Below are 24,189 nucleotides of genomic sequence, written 5' to 3' on the forward strand. Positions count from 1 at the left end.
TTAGAGGCAAAACACCTTACATGAAAATCATTACTGTATCCTATCGATTACCGCTATCTATAAAAAAGACCAAAGGAAAAGCAAAAATTACACAAAGCGCCGGAGGGCTTGCCACCGCAATACTCTCCTACTCGGCAAAAAGTAACGTAAACCTCACATGGGTAGGTATTGCCGATTTTGACTCAATAACCTGGAATGAGAATAAAGATAAGTACGACCAAAATTTTGATATAGAACCTGTTTTTTTAGAAGAAGAACTCAATCAGGAGTTCTATAATGTTTTCAGCAATTCAGTACTGTGGGCTTTATTTCATTACTTTCCCTCTTTTGTAGAATATACCGATGATGGTTTTGAGGCTTATAAACAAGCTAATGAAATAGTTGCCAAAAAAGTAAGTAGTATTTACGAACCCGGTGATGTAATATGGATACACGATTATCATTTTTTAGGATTGCCCAACTTACTGCGTGAAGCCCATCCTGATGCTAAAATTGGCTATTTTTTACATATTCCTTTCCCTAATTTTGAAATTTTCCGCATCCTGCCCAATAAAGTTAAACGGTATATATTAGAAGGAATATTGGGTAGTAATGTAGCCGGATTCCATACATGGGATAACACGATACACTTTACAGAATGTGTTGAAAAAATATTGGGCATACCACATAAAAACTTTCTTTTCAGTCAGGAATCACACCGTACCAAAGCAGGCTCCTTCCCTATCAGTATCGATTTTGATAAATTTCATAATGCATACAATAACGAAGAAGTTATCAACTTACGCAGTGAAATAAAAAAACTGTATGGCGATAAAAAAATAATTTTCTCTGTAGATAGACTGGATTATACCAAAGGAATAACCAATCGACTGAATGCTTTTGAAAAGTTTTTAGAAAAATATCCGGAATGGAGCGAAAAGGTAGTATTTCTGCTCGTGCTTGTGCCCTCGCGTGAGGAAATAAAAAAATATGACGAGCGAAAAAAATTGATAGAGCATAATGTGGGGCATATCAATGGTAATATGGGTAATTATAAATGGACACCTATCGTATATCAATACCAGTCGGTAAGCTTCGAAAAACTTATTGCACTATACACCAGTGCCGATGTGGCACTTATATCGCCTGTGCGCGATGGAATGAACCTTGTGGCAAAAGAGTTTGTAGCTTCGCGAAAAGACCTTAAAGGTGTGCTTATTTTGAGCAGTATGGCAGGTGCTGCCAAAGATCTTAAAGAAGCGATAACTATAAACCCGTTTGATGCCGAAATGATAGCCAAAAAGCTTTGTTATGCGCTTACTATGGATGAAGCCGAACAGGCATTGCGACTGGCGCGAATGCAGCGTTATCTTAAAAAGCATGACGTTTTTAGATGGGCAGAGAAATTTTTAACCGAAGTTGAAGAGATACATAAAAACGATACTAAAGCAGTGCCACTGAAAGGAAAAGAACGAGATAGGGTATTGCAAAAATTTAATGAAGCAAACAAGCGATTACTGCTGTTGGATTTTGACGGTACATTGGTAAACTTACAATCAAGACCGGAACTGGCTGTACCCGATGAAGAATTACTGGATACCCTTAACAGTCTTGCTGAAGAACCAAAAAATGAAGTTTGGATTGTAAGTGGTCGTAACAAGGATTTTTTAGAAAAATGGCTGGGACATTTGCCTATTGGCATAATAGCCGAACATGGCGGTTACGTTAAAAACCCCGAATGGAAACCTGTTATTATAGGAGAACCCGAATGGAAGGATCAAGTGATTGATATAATGCAGGATTATGTGGATACCAATGCCGAAAGCTTTATTGAAGTGAAAGAGTTTGGTATTGCTTATCATTACAGAAATGTAGCTGAAAAGCAAGGCTTTAATACCTCCCGTGAATTATTGATGTTACTGAAGAACCATATGTACAATACCCCTACTCAAATAATAGATGGGAATAAAGTTATAGAAGTAAAACACTTTATGGCGCATAAAGGAACTACTTGTAAAAATAATGTATTGAGGGGCGAACATGATTTTGTACTGGCTTTTGGCGATGATAAAACAGATGAAGACTTGTTTGAACTACTTACGTCTGAAAACGAATTTTCGGTTAAAGTAGGTAAAGGCAATACTGCTGCCAAATACAGACTGGAAACAGTTGAGGAGGTATTAGTGTTTTTAAGTGAGCTGGATTATAAGTCAGTACTAAAATAAACAATGCTAATCAGCACCTTTCTTTAATTCAAAATATAAAAAAAACCTGAGCTTTGCTCAGGTTTTTCAGTATAGTGTGTTTTTCTTAAAAATTAGCTCAAGGCATTTTTAACCTGGTCAGCAGCTTCCTGAAATAAAGTAGCTGAAAGGATAGGCATACCTGAGTTATCAATAAGCTCTTTAGCAATTTCTGCATTAGTACCTTGCAAACGTACAATGATAGGCACTTTTATAGAATCTCCCATATTTTTGTAGGCATCAACTACACCTTGCGCCACACGGTCGCAACGAACAATACCGCCAAAAATATTGATAAGGATAGCTTTTACATTAGGGTCTTTTAATATGATACGGAAAGCTGTTTCTACACGCTTAGCATCGGCAGTACCACCTACATCAAGAAAGTTAGCCGGCTCAAAACCTGCATATTTAATCAAGTCCATAGTTGCCATAGCAAGTCCTGCACCGTTTACCATACAGCCTACAGTTCCGTCAAGGTCAACATAGTTAAGACCAACTTCTTTTGCCTCAACCTCAATAGGGTTCTCTTCACGAATATCGCGCATTTCAGCATATTCTTTCTGTCTGTATAATGCGTTGTCATCAAGAACAACTTTAGCATCTACAGCCATTATTTTATCGTCAGATGTTTTTAATACAGGGTTAATTTCAAACATAGAGGCATCACTCTCTACATACGCAGCATAAAGAGCGGCAACAAATTTCACCATCTCTTTAAATGCATTACCTGAAAGACCAAGATTGAAAGCAATTCTTCTTGCCTGAAAACCTAAAAGACCAACAGCAGGGTCTATCTCTTCGGTAAAAATAAGGTGTGGTGTTTTTTCTGCTACTTCCTCGATATCCATACCTCCTTCGGTAGAATACATAATCATGTTACGACCTTTACCTCTGTTTAATAAAACAGACATATAGAACTCAGAAGTTTCACTTTCTCCGGGATAATACACATCTTCGGCAACAAGTATTCTGTGTACTTTTTTACCTGTAGGAGGTGTTTGTGGCGTAATAAGGTTCATGCCTATTATTTGCTCTGCAATCTGTTCTACTTGCTCAAGGTTTTTAGCAAGTTTAACGCCTCCGCCTTTTCCGCGCCCTCCGGCGTGAATCTGTGCTTTAATAACGTGCCATCCTGTACCTGTTTCTGCTGTAAGTTGTTTAGCGGCAGCTACAGCCTCTACAGCATTGTTAGCAACAATACCGCGTTGAACACGTACTCCATGTTTGGCAAGTATTTCTTTTCCCTGATATTCGTGTAAATTCATAATTAATGCATTTATCTTATTAAAAGTGGAACAAAAATAGCAAAATACATCCAATGGCTGAAAGTATTTTTAATTTTTTTCCTTTTAAAAAAGATATTTGCAAAATATATTGTTTTAGTGATACGCAACCTTAAATATTTGTTTGTGTCTATACTATAAAAACATCTCATATTATGAAAAAATTTGTATTCTCAGCCCTTATTTGCATACTGCTTTGTCTTGCTTGTTCGAAAGATGACGATACGACTAATAATAATGTAACGGGAGACTGGTTTCTTCATAAAGTTACAGGCGGTCCTGACAACTCTGATGATATGCTTATTGACTTTGAAGTTAGATGGTTAATAAAAAACAATGGTTCTGTTGTAATTAATAATCACAATTCTCTTGAAAATGTAAATACATTTTTACCCGGTGGTACATACAATTATGTATATGATGAAAATACAGCTACCGGCGAATGTAACGGTACGTTTACCATAAATAATATTGTTTTCGATTGTTGGAATACAACCGAAACTCAAGGTACTATACTTACGCAAAACGTTGAAAACGGTTATCAATTGTTTATTTCTCGTGTCCCGGGAGAACTTTAAAATAAAAATATAACATTTTGTTATATTTTGTTATACTGTTAAGGGTTTATTGTTTTGAGAGTATTTCAGAAGTATTTTTGCATAAATAACTTAATGAGAAAAATGGAAACGAATCAGCTATTGGAGCTATCCGAACAGTTTGGAAGCCCTTTATATGTGTATGATGCCGAGAAGATACAATCGCAATACCACAGGTTGGAAAAAGCATTCAGCAAAGTAAGCACTTTGCGTATCAATTATGCTGTAAAAGCACTAAGCAATATATCAGTATTAAAATTATTAAAACAATTAGGTTCCGGTTTAGATACCGTTTCTATACAAGAGGTACAATTGGGACTTATGGCAGGATATCTGCCTGAGAAGATAATTTATACACCTAATGGTGTTTCTATGGAAGAAATAGAAGAGGTTGCTGCTCTTGGCGTACAAATAAATATAGATAATTTATCCATACTGGAACAGTTTGGTGCTAAACACCCCACTACCCCTGTGTGCATACGCATCAACCCGCATGTTATGGCAGGCGGTAACAGTAATATTTCTGTAGGGCATATTGATAGTAAATTTGGTATATCCATACACCAAATGCCACACCTTTTGCGCATTGTAGAGAATACAGGAATGCACATAAACGGCATACACATGCACACGGGTTCGGATATACTGGATATTGAAGTGTTTTTATATGCTGCCGAGATATTGTTTGATACTGCGTTACATTTTAAAGATCTGGAATTTCTTGATTTTGGCAGTGGTTTTAAAGTGCCTTACAAAAAAGATGATATACAAACTAATGTTGAGGAACTGGGTAAAAAACTCTCAAAGCGTTTTAATAGTTTTTGCAACGAGTATGGGCGCGACCTAACCTTATGTTTTGAACCGGGAAAATTTCTTGTAAGCGAAGCGGGTTATTTCTTAGCTAAAGTAAATGTAGTAAAGCAAACCACCTCTACAGTATTTGCAAGTATTGATAGTGGTTTTAATCACCTTATTCGTCCCATGCTGTATGGCTCATATCATCATATCGAAAATATATCTAATATAAAAGGTAAAGAGCGCTTTTACAGTGTGGTAGGCTATATTTGTGAAACCGATACTTTTGCAGGGAACAGAAGAATACCAGAGATAACCGAAGGCGATATATTATGTTTTCGTAATGCGGGAGCTTATTGTTTTTCGATGGCAAGTAATTATAATTCGCGTACCCGCCCTGCCGAGGTATTATGGTATGAAGGTAAAGGACATTTAATACGCGAAAGAGAAACGTTTGATGATATTATCCGTAAGCAGGTAGTAATGGATTTTGACACTGCTCCGGTTACAGTCTAATCACAAATATGCAGGTTATATAAATTGTTATTGAAAAAGATCCCGCTCATTACAAGCGGGATTTTTTTAGTTTATCTTCGAAATCAAATTTATATCTTTGTCGCTTAAATTTGCATATCTATAAGTGAGTAAAAAATTAAACATAAAACTATATAAAAAAGTTTGTTTCTTTCTGGCACTATACATACTTAACTTAAGTGTAGATTCGCCTGATACTCACAATTACAGGTTAACGGATAATTTACTTATAAACGATCAGGAAAGTATATTAGAGATACTTATTGAAAAAGTTTTTAAGTTTGATAATGCAATTGTTGAGTATGATGAAGATGATGCCGAATGCTCTTTCAAAAAAGGTAAAAATAATATTGACCTTTATATATTATATTCCAAGTACTCAGTTTATACCAAAATAAACAATCATAACCATAATAATTTTTCTTGCATCAGTGAGAAAATTAAAAATATCTATTTTAAAATTCCATCCCCTCCACCTGACAGTTTGATTTAATATGCAATTTTTTAATCCTGTATACCACAGGATAATTTATTTATCAAATCAAATTTACAATCCAAATGAAATTTATAATATCATTTTTGGTCTTTGCTTTTTGCATTGTACCTATGGGAGTTTATTCCCAAAACGAAAATAGTAATAGTATAAACACAAAACATAATAATGAGGATGATAGCCTACCCACTAAGATATTACACGCCGAGCCACTTTATATTGACCTGATAAGGGACTTAGGTGCCCGAAAAGGCGAAAAAGAATGGAATATAGGTATGGGGCTTACAGATAATAACGATTATGATGAATATGTTGCCTTGATAGAATATGAATGGGCTCCTATAGACAGATTGGGGTTTGAAGTAGAACTTCCTTTTTCCTTATATTATCCTGCCAACGGAGCAAATATGGCTGCGCCCGGTAATAAACTGAATAGTTTTAAACTAGCCACCCAATACAGCTTTTTTGTTTCCGAAAAGTTACAAACTTCTATGGCTATCGGTTATATCCATGAATTTGAACTAACTGAGTTTAAAAATTATGATAGTAGTAAATTTGTAACCGGAAATATATACAACCCTTTTTTTATAGCAGCTAAAAACTGGGGCAAAGGTATTCATACCCTACTTTATACAGGACCACAGTTTTTTCATCATTTTAATAACCCTGAAATAGAAATGGAATGGGAAATAAACTCAAATTTTCATTATATGATTCCCGAAACCAGGAATTTTGTGGGTATAGAGTTCAATAAAAAACTGGCTGAAAACGATTTTGATATGACTATAAGACCACAAATGCGCGTGAGTTTTGCCGAAAATCTTATGATTGGTATCGTAACCGGAATACCTGTTAACAGAGAAAAAGAACGTTTCAGCACCTTTTTAAGACTCATATATGAACCGGGTAATTAAGTAATTGAAAAGTCCTAAAATAGATTAACAAGTTTTACAATAAAAATTATATAAACCAGTCAGGAAATACTGACTGGTTTATTTTTATACTGCAAATAAGATGAAGTATCTTGTAATTATCGCAATCAGCAGTAGGATTTATCAAAACGATTTTCTCTGTTTAAAAGAAAAACGAATAGCTGATGCCGGGCGTAGGATTAACTTTTAACGATTTATCATTTGCAGCAAGTGCCGCAACGCCAATCCTTAAATTAAGTCCCTTATACACCATCCATCTAAAACCAATCTCGGTCATAGCAGCATTTTCATCTTTATAATCCCTGCTCATTCCCCGTGCATACGAAACCGAAGCATAGAATGATGAGGGGGTTCTCCTTTTGCCCTACAGGTAAAAACCAGTAAGTAAGTCCTGTGCGGATAAATTCGGTAGTTACTCCCGACTCAAAATTAGTAGGATAATATCCTGCATGTACAGAAACACGTTTGTATCGATACTCTGCTCCTATTGAAGGATTGCGAAAACCATTTAAACTAAATTCGTGTTCAGAGAATTTTTCCTGCCCGAAGAAAGGCATCGTAATTAAAAATACGACTACTGTAATTAACTTTTGCATTACCTGTTTGTTTTTATTTTGATGGTGCAAAATTCAGGCAGATTAGCAATATTTACAGTAGACAAATGTCTTAAAAAGAAAAACTTATATTTTTTTTCGTATTCGTGTCAAATGCCTTGGCGTTATTCCCAATATAGAGGCAAGATAGTTAAGCGGTATTTTTTCCAGTAAGTGCGGTTCATCGCGCATTATGTTTTCATAACGCTGCTCAGGCGAAAGTAATAATAAATCCAGCCTGCTCTTATCAATACAAACCAGTTGCCACTCTAATAAGCGAATATAAAAGTACTTAAAACTGTCCATTTCCAAAAGTAACTGCTGTAAATCCTTTTTATCAATAACGTGTATTACAGCATCAGTCATCGCTTTAATATATTCACGAGAGGGTACTTCATTTAAAAAACTAAGTAACGATGCCAAAAAATTATTTTCGTGTGCTACGTAAGTTGTCCTGTTTACACCATCCGGAGTAATAACATAATACTGGAAAATACCCGTTTCTATAAATGCAAGATGTTTGCTTCCTTTTCCCTCTTCTAAAAAAAAAATCATTCTTTTTAATTTTTAATCTTGTAAAAGTATTGCGAATAGTAACAGCTTCATCTGCCGAAAAACCCGATTGCAGGAAATAATGGTAAAGTGCATCCATAGATAAATACATAAATTATATCAAATATAATACAAAGTAGTTATAGCTTGGCTAACCTTAAAATAACATTGAGTAATAATAATGTTTGACAATTTGTTTCTATTTTTGGAAAAACTACATTTATACTGATGGACAGAAGAAAATTTTTCAGGAATGGTTCACTCGCTGCCATAGGTGCAACCGTATTAAACCCTTTTAGAACAGAGCAGGAACTATTTAATTTTGATAGTATCAATCTTTCCGGAAAAGGAAAGAAAGCCAAAAATATCATATTCTTGGTAAGCGATGGTATGAGCTCGGGGACGCTTAATATGGCTGACTTATACCTGAACCGAAAAATGGGAAGAAGTTCCAATTGGATTCAATTATATAAAGACCAACGCGTAACACGTGCCCTGATGGATACCGCTTCGGCAAGCTCTATTGCAACCGATTCGGCAGCAGGGTCTTCATCATGGGGCGGTGGTTTCAGGGTAAATAACGGTTCGCTGAATATTGGTCCGAATGGCGAAAAGCACTTACCTATACTGCAAAAATTTAAAAAGGCAGGTAAAAAAGTAGGTTGTGTTACTACTGTGCCTATTACCCACGCTACACCCGCAGGCTTTTGTGTAAACAATGACAGTCGTAACTCCCAACCCGAAATAGCAGAAGATTACTTGACAATAGGTTTTGATATTATGATGGGTGGCGGTAACAAATATTTTAGCGCAGAAACCAGAAAAGATAAAAAGGATTTATATACCGCCTATAAAGCCAAAGGTTGGCAAATAGCCCGCACTAAACAGGAAATGGTAAACGCTACTGACAATAAGCCTGTATTGGGCATTTTTGGGGAAGATGCCATGCCTTACAGTATAGACCGCAAAAGCAGTAAAGAATTAAGCGACACTACCCCTACCCTTGCCGAAATGACAAAAAAGGCTATAGACCACATGAAAGGCAGCAGTAATGGATTTGTCCTACAGGTAGAAGGCGGTAAAGTGGACTGGGGTGCACACTCTAATGATATTGGGGCTTTATTATACGACCAGATAGCTTTTGATGAAGCTATAAAAACAGCTATCGACTTTGCTGAAAAAGATGGTGAAACACTGGTAATTATTACTACCGACCACGGTAATGCCAATCCCGGTATTATATACGGAAAAGAGGCTGATGCTAATTTTGACAGCCTGCAAAACTATACACAAACCAATGAGTGGATACTTAATGAAATTAAGCCTACTTCAAGTGTAGCGCAGGTTCGTGAAATTGTTGAATATGGTAATGCAACGGCAATAACCGAAGAAGAGGCAAAAACTATTTTGAGTTACTATACAGGTACTTTCGGTAAGCAGGACGGACTATATAACTATAAAAAAGTTCCTTTTGAAGTCTTTGCTCAAATACAGAAAAAATACAATTCTGTAGGGTGGATTAGCATGGAGCACTCAGCAGACCATGTAGAATTGGCTATGTTTGGTCCGGGCAGTGAGTTATTAAAACCTTTCGTAAAAAATACCGACCTGCATTACCTGATGCTACAAGCAGCAGAAGTAGAAAATAAATTCTAAGATATTACTATCACATCACGATAAAAAAATGCTCGATTATTTCGAGCATTTTTTTATATTGCTATTCCATTAAAAATCAATCTGTCATGAAAATTTTATTTCTGTTCATTATAATTTGTGTAACCTTATCTTGTCAAAACAAAAAACAGAAAGAAGAAATACCTTTAACACTGGAAAAACAATTAGAACAACTGCCCGACAGTATGAAAATTGAAGATATAGTTATATATAACACATTTAAACATCAAATACTGGCTCATAAAAATAATGAATATGATAGTTTACTTATAGCTAATAAGGTATATAAACCGCATCAAACGCTTTGGGATAACTGCTATGGGATGATATTCGGCGAGGAAAATGCCACAAAATTCAACAACCCTGAAGGAATGATACAATGGAATAAAACCCTATATCCCGATAACAGGATATTTTTTGATAGGCAGGCTGAAACATTATTATCTTTAAATATCGACTCTTTATTTCAAACCAATCTCAAACACTTTAATAATTTAGTACCCTATAAAATTTCCTCCAGAATAAGTATCGCTTTTGTGCCTTTTCAGGGTATTGGTTTTGGCGGTTGTAGTAGCGACCAATTTGTATATGAGCTAAACAATCCCGAGTTTGATATAAAATACAGTATGGAAAAAGGCATACCGCATGAACTGAACCATCTTGCCTATGAGCCGTTTCGCTATAAAGACCCTTATACCCAAACTGCTTTAGCGCAAACTATTGATGAAGGTTTTGCCTGCTATTTTACGCGCGTTTTCTTCAATCTGGAGTTATCTCCCGAAGAAGCTGTAGAAGATATGAGCGAGAAAGATTGGAATTGGTATATGCAGCACGAAAAAGAGATTTTCACAAAATGTAAACCCTATTTCTATGATGAAAGCGGAGATAATCCGCTGTTGCGAAATGACCAATATAAAATATTTTCTGATGCTCCTCGTTCCCTCAACTATTGGTTAGGATACAGGATAATAGAGTTTTATGTAAAAAAAAATGGTACAGATTCCTGGAAAGAAATCTATACCATGCCTATTGAGCAAGTTTATAAAGATAGCGGCTATGAAGGTTATATAAATACTCTATAGATTTACAACTTCACGCTTAGCCTCTTCAAAATCAGCAATGATTTCTTTCAGTATTTCAGCAGCAGGTTTAATATCATGAATCAGTCCTGCTATCTGCCCTATTTCAAGCTCTCCCTCGTCAAGGTCGCCTTCAAACATACCTTTTTTGGCGCGGGCACGTCCTAATAAAGCCTTGAGGTCATCAACCGTTGGCGACTTGGCGTATAAGTCCATAACATCATGAAAAAACTTATTTTTTATAAGTCGTACAGGAGCCAGCTCTTTTAAAGTAAGTTGGGTATCTCCTTCTTTAGCTTCTACTATTGCTTTCTTGAAATTATCATGTGATGACGATTCTACCGAAGCAGCAAACCGACTGCCTATCTGGACGCCGTCAGCACCAAGTACCATAGCAGCGAGCATCCCACGACCTGTGGCTATACCTCCCGCAGCAATAAGTGGTATTTGTAACTGTTCTTTTACCATAGGTATCAGGGTAAAGGTAGTGGTTTCTTCCCTGCCGTTATGCCCTCCGGCTTCAAAGCCTTCGGCAACAACAGCATCTACCCCCGCCTCCTGCGATTTAAGAGCAAATTTTACACTGCTCACTACATGCACCACAGTAATACCGTGCTCTTTTAAAAAAGGTGTCCATGTTTTAGGGTTTCCTGCCGAGGTAAATACAATCTTTACCCCCTCTTCTACTATTATATCCATAATTTCTTCAATATTAGGATATAACATGGGTACATTTACCCCAAATGGTTTATCGGTTGCTTTTTTACATTTTTGTATATGTTCACGCAACACATCAGGATACATAGAGCCTGCACCAATCAGTCCAAGACCTCCTGCATTGCTCACCGCACTTGCCAGTTTGTAACCGCTTGCCCATATCATTCCTGCCTGTATTATTGGATATTCTATATTAAATAGTTGTGTAATTCTGTTCATGTAATGCTTTCTGGTTTTACTATTTTTTAATGAGTTTTCCTGTTTGTATATTTTTTCCTGATACTAATTGGTAAGTATATAGCCCTGATGATAGTGACAGCAGAGAAAGTGAAGGATTGTTTACAGATAAATTGCCTTGCTGTACTAATTGTCCCAGATTGTTAAATATTGATATTGTGGTCATTTGCCCTTCTTTAATTAAAGTGATACTTATATTGTTTTCAACAGGATTCGGGTATAAGGTAAATGTTGTTGTATCAATATCATTAACCGATAAGGCACTGCCAAGCGCAAGTGCAAAATCAGGGATACCATAACCATATTGTACATTAGGGTTGTTATAACGATCTGATGACTCTTTAATAAGCTGTATTATTTCGGCATTCGTCATATCGGGCAGCGCCTGCCACAGGCATGCAACCATACCCGTAATTACAGGGCTGGAAAGTGAGGTGCCTGATATTGCTGTAATATTACCCGAAGTATCTGAACATATCGTATTTACACCACGTGCCATAACATCGGGCTTTACACGCATATCATAAGTTGGTCCTATAGAGCTGAAACTTCCGTATTCTTCATTTCCATTTACAGCCCCAACAGTAAGTGTGTTAACAGCATCAGCCGGAACACCTATGTTTTGATTGGCTGAATTTCCGGAATTCCCTGCTGATGTAACGCATATCATACCTCGTGAAAAGGCAATGTCAGCCCCTCTGGATATGAATGCAGTTTGCCCGTCCATATCTTCATAGGTATAGTTATAATTCGGGTTATCATAATGAAAATACCCTAAAGAGGTGTTAATAACATCTACACCAAGGCTGTCCGCTACCTCCGCAGCTTCTACCCAATACGATTCCTCCACAGGGTTCTCACTCGTAGCATCCTCTGTCCTGAAAAGGTAATAAAAAGCATCGGGAGCAGTACCTACAAGCTCCCCCTCTGTATAACCGCCAATAGCCGAAAGCACTATTGTACCATGAGAGTCGGCAGTATATACATTTTCCGAATCGGTAACAAAATCATAAGTTCCTACTATGAGGTTGTTATCAAAAAGTCGCTGAAAAGGCTGTGCGGTATCTACTCCGGGAAAACCGGCATCGAGCACCGCTATGGTAATACCTGTGCCTGTATAATCCTGCTGGTGCAGTTGGTCGCCGTTAAGCATAGTTATTTGGTTAGACGATAAACCGTAATCAAAATTTGCTTGGGCTTCCAGTATTTTATTTACTTGTACAGGCTGTAATGTTCTGCCTTGTGTATTAAGCATTTTATTGGCAAAATCAATATAATCTACAAATTCAAAATCGCTGAGTGCATTTATATCTTCTTCCGTACCGCGTATGTGCAGGGCGTTCATCCATTTAGATTTTGCCATAACAGTTATACCTTCTGCCTGTGTTACATCTGTAATATAGGGCTGATGCAGCGGTACATCTGTTTCATCAAGGGCTATTCCCTGATTCGCGCGTCTGTCAAGAGCTTTTTGCGAAAGCATTTCAAGCGGATTGGCAAAGTAATATTCCGCATCAGGCTTATCTGTAAAATATACCCAGGCGTCTTCCTGTGCCAACATTATACCTGATGATATAAAAAACAGGAATAGAAAAATATTTTTCATAATTAATGCAATTTTTTCATGCAGATTTAAGCTATCTGTGAGCTTTTAGCTTCAAAAACCGGCTTATTACTCTTAACTTAAGATAAAAAAATAAAAATTATTTTTAAAATTAAAAATCGTCAAAAACTCAACCAATACTTAGTGTTTTGCGTAATAATAATGCTCTTTTTTGTCGCCGTTTTCAAAGATACAAAAAAGATACAACGTTATAATTCTTGTATATGTGGGAAAACATATTATTTTTGCCCGATAAATTTTAATATATGATATACCTGATTTTAAGCATTATAAGCAGTGTTACTGTCGGAATTATTTTCAAAATTGCAAGGAGATATTCCATATCGGTAATGCAAATTGTTATGTGGAATTATGTATTTGCCTTGTCGTTCTGTTACTTTGCTTTTGTTCCTGATGTTTCTACCATAGATAAAAGCGCTCCCTGGGCTATCTATATCTCGTTAGCCATATTGCTGCCTACCATATTTTTATTTTTGGCAGCTTCTATCAGGCACATGGGTATTGTAAAAACCGATGCTGCTCAACGGCTTTCTCTTATTATACCTGTGCTGGCAGCTTATTTTATTTTCAGGGAAGATTTTAATATATTTAAATTAATAGGGCTTATTATAGCTTTCCCTGCTATTATATTGATTCTGAGTAAAAGTGATAACCAAAACAATAAAAAGTGGATATTCCCTGCGGTAGTATTGATAGGTTTTGGTGTAGTGGATATACTGTTTAAGCAAATAGCACTTTATACTAAAGTGTCTTATACCACATCATTATTCATCGTTTTTTGTGGGGCACTTGTAACATCAATATTATTTACAGTTAATGATGTAATAACCTGTAAAACCAAGATACTTATTAAAAACATACTGTTTGGAGCGTTGATAGGAGTATTCAATTTTGCAAACATACTTTTTTATCTGAAAGCCCATCGTGCATTTTCAGAAAATCCATCAACGGTTTTTGCCAGTATGAATATTGGTGTAATTGTTTTGGGCAGCTTGGCAGGCGTACTTCTTTTTAAAGAAAAGATGTCTATTTTAAATTATGCAGGTATCTTTTTAGCCCTGGCAGCAATACTTTTTATAACACTGTCTCAGGTGTATTAAATAATATAAAAAAAATTAATTGTAAAAAAATTTCATTTGATTTAATTAATAGATTTGTAGCAAACAAGTAACTCCTATTTAGTGTACCTCATATAAATTTAATTGTAAATAAGCATGAAAAAATTAGCACCAACATTTATCTTAATTTTATTGACAACTTCTGTATTTGCCCAAAAAAAAATGACTCAAAAAGTTATTGATGAATATGGGACAAAAATATTTGAAGCTCCTAAAGAACAAATATTCAGCCTTGTGAAAAAAGTTTTAGAAAGTAATAATTATGAAATTGACTATGAAAATTTGGAAAAAGGAAAAATAATCACAAAAAAGAAAGTTATAGGTGAATCAGGATTTGCTGGAGTTGGCACTGCACAATTTCGTACAAATTACAGGCAATATACCGCTGTTTTTGAATCTCTTAGTCCAAACCGAACAAAGGTAGTATTGATTCCTAAAATTTGGATTGGTGAAGCTGATGTTTCAGAAGATAGAATTTGGGTGCTTAAAGGAAGTGCCGGAGAAATAAAATTATGGCAAAATATATTTAATAATATTCAGGAAAGACTCTAAGTATTTTGTGATTATATTGCACAGATAAGATTTAATAATCCATACTGTGAAAAATTAATAAAAAAATAAATTTGGATTTTAATTTAGGTAACTATATACTATTTTATACTGATGTTTTTTTTAAATCAGCAGTATAAAAATCTAACTTTTTAATATTCTTTAATCTGAAATATCTTGTTTTGCGTTTTTTATTAGCATATTGTCTACATTTTTTATTTTCATTTCTTTTCCCGCGATAAGCGTATATGTTATCTACTTTGAACCATAAGTGCACTATGACTTTGAAAAACAGTTTATCAGTATTTACATGCTAAAATACTTACCTTTGCAGCTAATACTTTTCTTGCACTATGCTTCGACTGGCATTAACACGTTACATTAATAATTTTAGGGGCTTTAGCCGGGAAATCTGGATACTTACCATTATTACTTTTATCAATCGTGCCGGTACTATGGTACTGCCTTTCCTCTCTAAATATCTTAAAGAGGATTTAGGCTTTTCATACAATCAGGTAGGTACAGTAATGATGTGTTTTGGCTTGGGGTCTTTATTAGGCTCCTGGCTGGGCGGTAAGCTATCCGATAAAATCGGCTTTTACAAAATAATGATTTTCAGTCTTTTTACCACAGGAATCTTGTTTTTCATCATACAGTATGTAACTACTTTTATGGGTATGTGTGCCGCTATGTTCGGTATCATGGTAATTGCTGATATGTTCCGTCCTGCCATGTTTGTATCAATTAGCGCCTATGCAAAACCTGAAAACAGAACCAGAGCACTCACATTAGTAAGAATTGCGGTAAACTTAGGCTTTGCTGCCGGTCCTGCATTAGGCGGACTTATTATAATAGGTATTGGTTATAAAGGGCTGTTTTGGGCAGATGCCATAACCTGTATTGTTTCCATACTTATATTTTGGGCTTTAATAAAAGAAAAGAAAAAAGAACCTGCTAAAGAAGATAAACCTGCCGAAGGAACTACAAAAAAACGCTCTGTTTTTAACGATGGCAGTTTCTGGCTTTTCATTTTCAGCAGTTTTGTTACAGCCGTTCTTTTCTTCCAGTTGTTTACCACACTCCCACTCTACCATAAAGAAGCCTACAACCTTACCGAATTTCACACGGGTTTACTCATGTCGTTTAATGGCTTAATGGTATTTTTTATGGAAATGCCTTTTGTGGGCTATTTTGAGCGAAAAGGCGTCCCAAAAATTAAAATAATTATTTGGGGTGCATTACTCATGTCGCTTAGCTTTTATGTATTAGTTATCCATTTATGGCTTGGCATACTCTTAATAAGTCTTGTGTTTTTAACCTTTGGCGAAATGTTTTGCTTTCCATTTTCTAACTCATTTGCCATGGGGCGTGCTCCAAAAGGACACGAAGGGCGCTATATGGCATTCTACACCATGTCGTTTAGTGCCGCACATATAGTGAGTGCAAAAAGCGGTATGGAAATTATTGCACGATGGGGCTACAATACTAACTGGATTGTAATGGGTACTGCCGGAATGTTGTCAGTTGGCTGTTTATTAGTACTTCAAAGGATGCTGTATAAAGAAAATACTTAAAATTTTTGCTGACTTACACAATAATACAACTACTATTTTAGTTATTAAACTATAAAATTAGTTTGTAAACTAAAATAGTAGTTATAGCTTTGTGTATATAAATCAGATGTCATGCAAAAATTAACCAACAAGGAAGAAGAGATAATGCACATACTTTGGAAGCTTGAAAAAGCTTTTGTAAAAGATGTACTTGCCGAAATAACGGAAGACAAACCGCATTATAATACCCTATCTACCATTATTCGTAATCTTGAAGAAAAAGGTTATGTTGGGCACAATGCCTATGGTAATACCCATCAGTACTACCCATTAATAGCCAAAGAAGAATACAGAAAAGGGTTTATGAATAATGCTATTGAAAATTACTTTAATAACTCCTACAAAAGCATGATATCTTTTTTTGCTAAAGAAGAGAAAATAAGTGCTGAGGAGCTTCGGGAAATTTTGGATATGATTGAAAAAAAGAAATAATATGGAAAATTTCATTATCTATCTTATCAAAGCATCAGGGTTATTGGCAGTATTTTATATTGCTTACTATACCCTGTTAAGAAAAGAAACATTCTTTTACTCTAACCGCAAGTTTTTACTCGCAGGATTAATTACTTCGGCTATCTTTCCGTTATTGGTACTTACCCGTACTATTTGGGTAGAGGCTGCTCCGCAAGCCGCAATGCAGGAGATGAGTATAGCACAACTAATGGCGATACAACAGCAAATGGAAGCCAATGTTGCTAAAAGTATAAATTGGTACAGTATTACCGGATTTGTTTATGTTGCCGGAGTGCTTTTTTTCCTTATTCGGTTTTATATAGATATTAAAGCTATAGTAAAAATGCTTCGAGGTAAAGAAATTGTGTATAAAAACGGCTTTAAATACATTGACTCTGAGGCAGTACAATCGCCTTTCTCTTTCTTTAATTATATTGTTTACAACTCTATTATCTTAAGTCCTCAGGAGCTTCAAAATATATTGAGTCACGAAAAAGTGCACAGCGCACAAAAACACTCTTTCGATATGATTATCAGTCAGTTATTTTGTATTGCATTTTGGTTCAACCCGTTTGTGTGGGCTTACAGAAAAGCTGTTTCGCAAAACCTTGAATTTATTGCCGATGCAGAAGCTACAAAAGAAATTGAAGATATTAAATCCTATCAAAAAACATTATTAAAAATAACAGTACAGCCTGAGTGTACTGTAATCATCAATCACTTTTATCAATCATTAATCAAAAAACGAATCGTTATGTTAAACAAAAAACAATCTAAAACCAGAAATTCATGGAAGTATGCTGTGGTAGTACCTGCGTTGGTCGCTTTTATGTTCTGTTTTCAGCTTAAAGTAACAGCTCAAGAGAAAGCTCCTGAAACAAAAATTGCAGGCCATCAATCTTTAAAAAAAGAACTTAAAATTACCAAAGATTCTAAAAACGAAGAACTGGAAGCCCAAAAAGATCTCTTTAAAAAAGAATTTGATGCTGATGTCACTTTTTCTAACATTACCCGAAACGAAAAAGACGAGATAACAGGACTAAAAATTGTTGTTAAGGATGCCAACCAAAGTAGAGTTTATGAATCGTCAGGGCAAATACCCATCAAGCCATTTACTGTTGAAGTAGAAAAAGATGATAAAGGCAATCAGGAAATATCTTTCGGGGTTACCTCTTATATCAGAGCTAAGGGCAATGTAAAACTTCATCAAAGTAATGATAGTATAATCAGATATACAAGCGATGAGGAAATAAGAATATCTGATAACCGAATAAGGCCTAAAACTGTTTCTTCTCCGAATATAAAACATATTGCCCCTCCTGCCCCACTGCAGGGTAATTGGTCGGTAAACAACATTGCTATAGATAATAAAGATATGCTGATTGTTATTAACGGAGTTAAGCAGGAAAAAGGCGAATCTATAAAGTTACCGTTAAACACGGAAATTGACAAAATGAATTTCCTCGATAAAAAAGATGCCAAAAAGAAATATGGCAAAGATGGTAAAAAAGGCGCTGTAGAAATAACAACCAAGAAAGTTACTTCTCGCTATTCTGTACACACTATAGAAAATAATGGCACATCGAAAATATCCATAGGAAACAGTGGTATTGACTATGACGATATGCATGCCGATATAGCTGCTATGAGACAGTTTGCTAATATTGATTTTGAAAATATAACATCCGAAAACATAAATCAGTTTAAGATGTTAAGAGGTATGACCAAAGAAGATATAACAGCATTAAAAAAACGATTAGGCGAAGCACAGTTAGAAATTCAAAAAATAAGAGGCATTGATGGTAATGCAGATGCATTCAGGTTTAACGAAGAACAATTTGCCGAAGCCAGGCGTCACATGGCAGAAGCAAGAGAGCAATTAGCGTCCAAAAGAGAAGAGTTGAGTGTTAAACGAGAATTAATTAATGAAAAGAGAAGAAAACATATAGAAGAAATGAACGAAAAGAGGCAATTGATGGATGAAGAAAGAGAGGTTAGAAAACATATTATGCAAGAGCAAAACAAAGCAATACAAGAAGAATAAAGGTGAGTTAGTTAATACACCCAACTATAATAAATTCTCAATTTATTATTAAAAAGACGGCAATAACACCGTCTTTTTTTGTATTTTTAAAGTACTTAAAATAGAGAAAGTTATGTTTAAATTTTTAGCCAAACTTAATAAAAAGCTATTGCCCAGTTACACAAAAAAGCAATTAGATTTAGCCCGGGCTACTAAACTGCAAAAAGCAATTATAGCATGGAAGTATTATGTTACCACCCACGCGCTGGATTAATACACTAAAGGTGCATATATATCATACTGATTTATTTTTTCACGCCCTTTAAGGAAAGATAGTTCCATCAAAAAGTTACATTGCACGATTTCACCTCCCAGTTTTTCAACTAAACTGCACACGGCTTTGGCAGTACCGCCTGTTGCCAACACGTCATCATGTATCAACACCCTTTCCCCTTGTTTTATAGCATCTATATGTATTTCCAGAGTATCTGTACCATATTCTAATGCATAAGATGACGAAACTGTTTCATAAGGCAACTTATTAGGCTTGCGCACCGGAACAAAACCTGCATTAAGCCGATTTGCCAGCAGTGTAGCAAAAAAGAAACCTCTGCTCTCTACCCCTACTACTTTATCTATATTTTTATCTTTTAAGTTATCCATAAATAATTCCATACATTTATTTACAGCTTTGGGATTAGATAAAAGCGGCGTTATATCTTTAAAAATTATTCCCTGTTTCGGAAAATCCTGAATGTCACGTATATACTTGCTCAATTCCATTTTTTTATATTTTTTGTATGGTTTAGGTTTGCAAGTTAATCATAATTAACTATATTTGCACCCGCAAACAGGCTAACTAAATACCTGATAAAACAGGCATTTTATAGCTCATAAGGCCTCGTGGCGCAACTGAATAGCGCATCTGATTACGGCTCAGAAGGTTACTGGTTTGAATCCAGTCGAGGTCACTTACAAAAAGCTCCAAATCATTTGATTTGGAGCTTTTTAGTTTAACTAACTCGTAAAAAAGATAAATACACACCTCTGGTGTAAGCAATCTCATATTTTACAGATTATACTTGCTATCTTTGCTTAAAAATTACTCTTTGTGAGCAAAATTCTTATTATTGACGACGAAGAAAAACTTAGAACGCTCATGGCTCGCATTATAAGCCTTGAGGGATTTGAAGTATTACAGGCGGCTGACTGCAAATCTGCTTTAAGAACGACAGAACAAAATGATATTGATGTCATTTTATGCGATGTTAAACTTCCCGATGGAAACGGAGTGGAGTTAACCTCCGTCCTGAAAGAAAAATATCCCGCAACAGAAATTATCCTGCTTACCGCTTATGGTAATATACCGGATGGCGTTCAGGCAATTAAAAACGGGGCATTTGACTACATCGTTAAAGGTGATGATAATAACAAGATTATTCCGCTGATAAATAAAGCTATAGATAAAAGAAGGCTAACCAAACGCATCATTGACCTTGAAAGCCGTGTAGAAACCAAGTATTCTTTTGAAGGCATAATAGGTGAATCTAAAAAATTAGCAGAAGCCATAGAGTTGGCTAAAAAAGTAGCTCCTATAGACACTACTGTACTGCTTACAGGCGAAACAGGTACAGGTAAAGAGGTTTTTGCCAATGCAATACACCAATCCGGTAAGAGAAAAGATAACAGTTTTATTGCCATAAACTGTTCTGCCTTTAGCCATGACCTATTGGAGAGCGAAATGTTCGGTCATAAAGCAGGGGCTTTTACAGGAGCGATAAAGGCAATTTTTTTTGAATTTGAAATTGCCACAGATTTGCCACAAAAACTTTGTGGATTTTTGAAAATTTTGATAGGTGCAGGGGTAAAATAAAAAAACCTGCAACTTCGTAAAGTGCAGGTTTTCTGTGATTTAACTTACTTTATAGTGATCTAAAGCTTACTTTTGGTGGGCGATGAGGGATTCGAACCCCCGACCCTCTCGGTGTAAACGAGATGCTCTGAACCAACTGAGCTAATCGCCCTTATATTGCTTAACTTTCAGGAATAACCTTGTTTGTTATTGCGAGTGCAAATATACGCTTACTATTGATATTTACAAGCAACCAATACAATTATTTTATACTTTTTTCACGTCTTTCAGGAGTACTTTATTTTCATAATTTACAAATTCTACCTCAATAGGTTCTCCTTTAGTATTTTCGCCTTCAACAATATAGATAGTACCTCCCTTGTATTTTTCCTTACTACGCGAAAAATCAACATCTCCATCCTCTGTACAGGATTTGATATCATCCATAGTAATCCATTTTTCATCCAGTTTTTTCTGTGCTTCCGGAGAAATTGTCATGCCTTTACTTCTTATGTTTTTCAGTACACGGCAGTTGGGTAAGTAGCAAAATTCCGTTTTTTTGTTACCTAAAAAAAACATTAGGAACATTACCCCTATCATTAAACCAAAAAGGAAATATGCCAACCTGTATTTAAAATTCATTCTGAATGTGTTAATTAAGTTTTCTTCTTTTTCTTTCTGCGGCTATCAGGTTTAACTCCCTGCTGGTTTGCCCTGCAACCGATGTGTTTTCTTCGGCTCTGCGTATTAAGTATGGCATAACATCTCTAACAGGACCAAAAGGCAGGTATTTAGCTACATTATAACCATTATTGGCAAGATTAAAACTGATGTTATCACTCATGCCATACAGTTGTCCAAACCACATTCTTTCATCATTTTTGGCAATACCGTTATCAGTCATTAGCTGTATCAGCTTATAAGAGCTTTCTTCGTTATGTGTACCCGCAAAAATAGCCATTTTATCGATATGCTTTATCATATAGGCAACAGCTTCGTCATAGTTTACATCTGTGGCTTGCTTGGATATACATATAGGCGAAAGATAGCCTTTTTCTTCGGCACGTTTATTCTCTTTTTCCATATAAGCGCCTCTCACTATTTTCATACCTATATAAAAACCATCCTGTTCTGCCTGGGCATGTAGTTTTTTCAGGTAATCCATTCTGTCCCAACGATACATTTGCAGGGTGTTAAAAACAATAGCCTTGTTTCTGTTGTATTTCCTCATCATATCGGCAACAAGGTTGTCAGCAGCATCCTGCATCCAGCTTTCCTCAGCATCTATAAGCAATGCTACATCGTTATCATGAGCCGATTTACATACGGTTTCAAAACGCTCCACTACCCTGCTCCACTCGTTAGCTTCCTCAGCACTCAGTATTTTTCCTTCTCCCAGCTTTTCATACAGTTCAAAGCGCCCGAAACCTGTCGGCTTGAATACTGCAAACGGAATAGCATCTTTTTCTTTAGCAAAAACAATCGTTTTTAATGTTTTTTCAAGAGCTTTGTCAAACTCAGATTCATCTTCTTTGGCTTCTACCGAGTAATCTAATACTGACGAAACGCCCTTAGTAAACATTTTCTCTACTACCGGCAGGCAGTCTTCTTCTGTAGTACCGCCACAAAAATGGTCGAACACAGTAGCTCTTATAAGCCCTTCTACGGGCAGGTGTGCCTTTAAGGCAAAGTTAGTAACTGCTGTACCTATACGTACTAACGGTTGAGAAGCTATAAGTTTAAAAAGAAAATACGCCCTGTCCAGTTCAGTATCACTTTTTAAAGAAAAAGCAGTTTCGGTATTATTGAAGATTTTTTCCATTGCCTTAAAAAAATTTGTGCAAATATAAATACTGTTCAAGAATTAATAATATAAAATACTTTATTTTGCTGAATATTTAAAATCATTAAAAAATGGAGGCTATACAAGCATCAGGATATAGTATATATTTTAATAATGACTGCTATGTGTGGTTGTATAAAAATGTAATGCCGGACAGGTATTCTAAAATCTTCATTATAGTCGATACCAATACGGCAACACATTGCCTTCCGCTGTTTCTTCAGCAACTTGAAACAGACGTAGCCATTGAAGTTATAGAACTGGAACCGGGAGAGGTTAATAAAAACATAGATACCTGCATACAGGTTTGGCATACACTTGCCGAACTGGAATGCGACCGAAAGAGTTTAGTTATTAACTTAGGTGGCGGTATGGTAACTGATCTTGGCGGTTTTGCAGCATCTACTTTTAAAAGAGGGATTGATTTTATTAATATCCCTACCTCATTACTGGCTATGGTAGATGCAGCCGTAGGCGGTAAAACAGGTGTTGATTTAGGAGCTTTAAAAAACCAGATAGGTGTAATAAATAATCCTGTGGCTGTTTTAGTTGATACTGCTTACCTTAGTACATTACCTGCTGAAGAAATACGCTCCGGTTTTGCCGAAATGCTAAAGCACGGATTGATTACAGATGAAAAATATTGGCAAACTGTTGTAGATGTAACTAATTTAATTAATGATGATTTAGATAGTGTAATTAAACAATCTGTTTATATAAAAAACAAGATTGTACTTGAAGATCCTACCGAGAAAAACATTCGTAAAAAATTAAATTTCGGGCACACATTAGGGCATGCTATAGAATCATACTATCTTGAAAATGACGAAAAGAAAACCTTATTGCATGGCGAAGCTATAGCTATAGGTATGATACTGGAAGCGCACATATCTATGCAAAAAGGTATGCTGGCTGAGGAAGAATATAACAATATAAAAAAAATAATGCTTGGTATTTTTGAAAAAGTTATATTTACTAATTCTGATGTAGAAGCAATATTAAAAATACTGATACATGACAAGAAGAATGAGTTTGGAAAGATTCAGTTTGTATTGTTGCAAAACATAGGCAATGCAGTAATAAATCAGACCGTAGAAAATGCATTGATATATAAGGCTTTTGAAGATTATCAAACCTAACAATTTTTTAAGAAATTTGTTTTTAAATACGAAGTATATTTTTTTACATTTGTCGCAATGAAAAAAATAAGCAATACGTTTCCTTGCCGTTACATTATCAGCAAATACAAGACTTTAGCAGATGCTAAGCAGCTTCTGTTATTGCTGTATATTGCTATAGCCACAAGTGTGCTTTTATGCATTGGTAATCAGCATGAAGAACTACAGATAATGTATGCCAATTTGAGAGTTTGAGCCACGATTATATATTGCCTAATAGTAATTT

General features: G+C 35.6%; 24 protein-coding genes, 2 tRNA genes and 1 pseudogene. 17 read left to right on the forward strand and 10 right to left on the reverse strand.

Annotated elements, in window-relative coordinates; translation table 11 throughout:
* Positions 1–20: 20 nt before the first annotated feature.
* Positions 21–2,204 carry a bifunctional alpha,alpha-trehalose-phosphate synthase (UDP-forming)/trehalose-phosphatase gene (locus tag E0W68_RS08135; protein ID WP_135218932.1) on the forward strand — a complete coding sequence of 728 codons (2,184 nt, stop codon included), beginning with the start codon at positions 21–23 and terminating at the stop codon, positions 2,202–2,204.
* 92 nt (positions 2,205–2,296) lie between these two features.
* Here E0W68_RS08135 and sucC read toward each other — a convergent pair whose 3' ends face one another.
* On the reverse strand, positions 2,297–3,490 hold the full coding sequence (gene sucC / locus E0W68_RS08140; RefSeq protein WP_135218933.1) for an ADP-forming succinate--CoA ligase subunit beta: 1,194 nt from the start codon (positions 3,488–3,490) through the stop codon (positions 2,297–2,299).
* A gap of 173 nt (positions 3,491–3,663) precedes the next feature.
* On the opposite strand from sucC, the gene E0W68_RS08145 reads away from it, so the two are divergent.
* The 4 genes from E0W68_RS08145 (at position 3,664) to E0W68_RS08160 (ending at position 6,840) form a co-directional block, all read left to right on the forward strand.
* Positions 3,664–4,086: a hypothetical protein gene (locus tag E0W68_RS08145; RefSeq protein WP_135218934.1), complete on the forward strand. Its 423-nt coding sequence runs from the start codon at positions 3,664–3,666 to the stop codon at positions 4,084–4,086.
* 102 nt (positions 4,087–4,188) lie between these two features.
* On the forward strand, positions 4,189–5,415 hold the full coding sequence (lysA, locus tag E0W68_RS08150) for a diaminopimelate decarboxylase (protein WP_135219022.1): 1,227 nt from the start codon (positions 4,189–4,191) through the stop codon (positions 5,413–5,415).
* A 124-nt stretch (positions 5,416–5,539) separates the two neighbouring features.
* Entirely contained in the window at positions 5,540–5,926 is a 387-nt protein-coding gene (locus tag E0W68_RS08155; RefSeq protein ID WP_135218935.1) for a hypothetical protein, read from the forward strand.
* Positions 5,927–6,039: 113 nt separating this feature from the next.
* Complete coding sequence (locus E0W68_RS08160) at positions 6,040–6,840, forward strand: HAEPLYID family protein (RefSeq protein WP_394346284.1); 801 nt, start codon at positions 6,040–6,042, stop codon at positions 6,838–6,840.
* Positions 6,841–7,000: 160 nt separating this feature from the next.
* On the opposite strand, the gene E0W68_RS13905 is transcribed toward E0W68_RS08160, so the two are convergent.
* The 3 genes from E0W68_RS13905 to E0W68_RS08170 form a co-directional block, all read right to left on the reverse strand.
* On the reverse strand, positions 7,001–7,168 hold the full coding sequence (locus E0W68_RS13905; protein ID WP_205435325.1) for a hypothetical protein: 168 nt from the start codon (positions 7,166–7,168) through the stop codon (positions 7,001–7,003).
* Entirely contained in the window at positions 7,152–7,454 is a 303-nt protein-coding gene (locus E0W68_RS08165; RefSeq protein WP_205435326.1) for a hypothetical protein, read from the reverse strand. The genes E0W68_RS13905 and E0W68_RS08165 overlap by 17 nt, the downstream gene beginning before the upstream one ends.
* 84 nt (positions 7,455–7,538) lie before the next feature.
* Positions 7,539–8,006, reverse strand: coding sequence for a Crp/Fnr family transcriptional regulator (locus E0W68_RS08170; RefSeq protein WP_135218937.1), 468 nt, complete (start codon positions 8,004–8,006; stop codon positions 7,539–7,541).
* 225 nt (positions 8,007–8,231) lie between these two features.
* Between E0W68_RS08170 and E0W68_RS08175 the strand changes: the two genes are divergently transcribed.
* Together E0W68_RS08175 and E0W68_RS08180 are read left to right on the forward strand one after the other, a co-directional pair.
* A complete protein-coding gene (locus E0W68_RS08175) occupies positions 8,232–9,659 on the forward strand; it encodes an alkaline phosphatase (RefSeq protein WP_135218938.1) in 1,428 nt (475 codons plus the stop codon).
* 86 nt (positions 9,660–9,745) lie between these two features.
* Complete coding sequence (locus E0W68_RS08180) at positions 9,746–10,759, forward strand: DUF2268 domain-containing putative Zn-dependent protease (RefSeq protein ID WP_135218939.1); 1,014 nt, start codon at positions 9,746–9,748, stop codon at positions 10,757–10,759.
* On the opposite strand, the gene E0W68_RS08185 is transcribed toward E0W68_RS08180, so the two are convergent.
* A complete protein-coding gene (locus E0W68_RS08185) occupies positions 10,754–11,692 on the reverse strand; it encodes an NAD(P)H-dependent flavin oxidoreductase (protein ID WP_135218940.1) in 939 nt (312 codons plus the stop codon). The genes E0W68_RS08180 and E0W68_RS08185 overlap by 6 nt on opposite strands.
* Positions 11,693–11,711: 19 nt before the next feature.
* Complete coding sequence (locus E0W68_RS08190) at positions 11,712–13,316, reverse strand: S8 family serine peptidase (RefSeq protein ID WP_135218941.1); 1,605 nt, start codon at positions 13,314–13,316, stop codon at positions 11,712–11,714.
* 263 nt (positions 13,317–13,579) lie between these two features.
* On the opposite strand from E0W68_RS08190, the gene E0W68_RS08195 reads away from it, so the two are divergent.
* From E0W68_RS08195 to E0W68_RS08220, 6 genes are all read left to right on the forward strand, one after another.
* On the forward strand, positions 13,580–14,434 hold the full coding sequence (locus E0W68_RS08195) for a DMT family transporter (RefSeq protein WP_135218942.1): 855 nt from the start codon (positions 13,580–13,582) through the stop codon (positions 14,432–14,434).
* A gap of 114 nt (positions 14,435–14,548) precedes the next feature.
* The gene (locus tag E0W68_RS08200; RefSeq protein ID WP_135218943.1) at positions 14,549–15,004 is read left to right on the forward strand and encodes a hypothetical protein; all 456 of its coding nucleotides are present in this window, start codon (positions 14,549–14,551) and stop codon (positions 15,002–15,004) included.
* A 350-nt stretch (positions 15,005–15,354) separates the two neighbouring features.
* Positions 15,355–16,575 (forward strand): MFS transporter, encoded by a 1,221-nt coding sequence (locus E0W68_RS08205; RefSeq protein ID WP_135218944.1) that lies wholly within the window; start codon positions 15,355–15,357, stop codon positions 16,573–16,575.
* Positions 16,576–16,686: 111 nt separating this feature from the next.
* Positions 16,687–17,046: a BlaI/MecI/CopY family transcriptional regulator gene (locus E0W68_RS08210; protein ID WP_135218945.1), complete on the forward strand. Its 360-nt coding sequence runs from the start codon at positions 16,687–16,689 to the stop codon at positions 17,044–17,046.
* Position 17,047: 1 nt separating this feature from the next.
* A complete protein-coding gene (locus E0W68_RS08215; RefSeq protein WP_135218946.1) occupies positions 17,048–19,111 on the forward strand; it encodes a M56 family metallopeptidase in 2,064 nt (687 codons plus the stop codon).
* 112 nt (positions 19,112–19,223) lie between these two features.
* Positions 19,224–19,364, forward strand: coding sequence for an SsrA-binding protein (locus E0W68_RS08220; RefSeq protein WP_135218947.1), 141 nt, complete (start codon positions 19,224–19,226; stop codon positions 19,362–19,364).
* On the opposite strand, the gene E0W68_RS08225 is transcribed toward E0W68_RS08220, so the two are convergent.
* Positions 19,361–19,873, reverse strand: coding sequence for an adenine phosphoribosyltransferase (locus tag E0W68_RS08225; RefSeq protein ID WP_135218948.1), 513 nt, complete (start codon positions 19,871–19,873; stop codon positions 19,361–19,363). The two genes, E0W68_RS08220 and E0W68_RS08225, sit on opposite strands and share 4 nt — an antisense overlap.
* 114 nt (positions 19,874–19,987) lie before the next feature.
* On the opposite strand from E0W68_RS08225, the gene E0W68_RS08230 reads away from it, so the two are divergent.
* Both E0W68_RS08230 and E0W68_RS08235 read left to right on the forward strand, forming a co-directional pair.
* Positions 19,988–20,061, forward strand: a tRNA-Arg gene (locus E0W68_RS08230).
* Between the two features lie 140 nt (positions 20,062–20,201).
* Positions 20,202–20,873 (forward strand): annotated as a pseudogene (locus tag E0W68_RS08235) (sigma-54-dependent transcriptional regulator); the annotation flags it as partial.
* 163 nt (positions 20,874–21,036) lie between these two features.
* Here the strand turns inward: E0W68_RS08235 and E0W68_RS08240 are convergent.
* From E0W68_RS08240 to E0W68_RS08250, 3 genes are all read right to left on the reverse strand, one after another.
* Positions 21,037–21,114: transfer RNA gene (locus tag E0W68_RS08240), tRNA-Val, on the reverse strand.
* 95 nt (positions 21,115–21,209) lie between these two features.
* Complete coding sequence (locus E0W68_RS08245) at positions 21,210–21,584, reverse strand: DUF4258 domain-containing protein (protein ID WP_135218950.1); 375 nt, start codon at positions 21,582–21,584, stop codon at positions 21,210–21,212.
* A gap of 10 nt (positions 21,585–21,594) precedes the next feature.
* Entirely contained in the window at positions 21,595–22,764 is a 1,170-nt protein-coding gene (locus E0W68_RS08250) for a proline dehydrogenase family protein (RefSeq protein ID WP_135218951.1), read from the reverse strand.
* Positions 22,765–22,856: 92 nt separating this feature from the next.
* Here E0W68_RS08250 and aroB point away from each other — a divergent pair, with 92 nt between their 5' ends.
* Positions 22,857–23,924: a 3-dehydroquinate synthase gene (gene aroB, locus E0W68_RS08255; RefSeq protein ID WP_135218952.1), complete on the forward strand. Its 1,068-nt coding sequence runs from the start codon at positions 22,857–22,859 to the stop codon at positions 23,922–23,924.
* 57 nt (positions 23,925–23,981) lie between these two features.
* Complete coding sequence (locus E0W68_RS13840; RefSeq protein WP_162075809.1) at positions 23,982–24,158, forward strand: hypothetical protein; 177 nt, start codon at positions 23,982–23,984, stop codon at positions 24,156–24,158.
* The last annotated feature ends 31 nt before the right edge of the window (positions 24,159–24,189 follow it).

The sequence above is a fragment of the Flavobacterium salilacus subsp. salilacus genome (assembly GCF_004634195.1).
Taxonomy (GTDB): domain Bacteria; phylum Bacteroidota; class Bacteroidia; order Flavobacteriales; family Flavobacteriaceae; genus Flavobacterium; species Flavobacterium salilacus.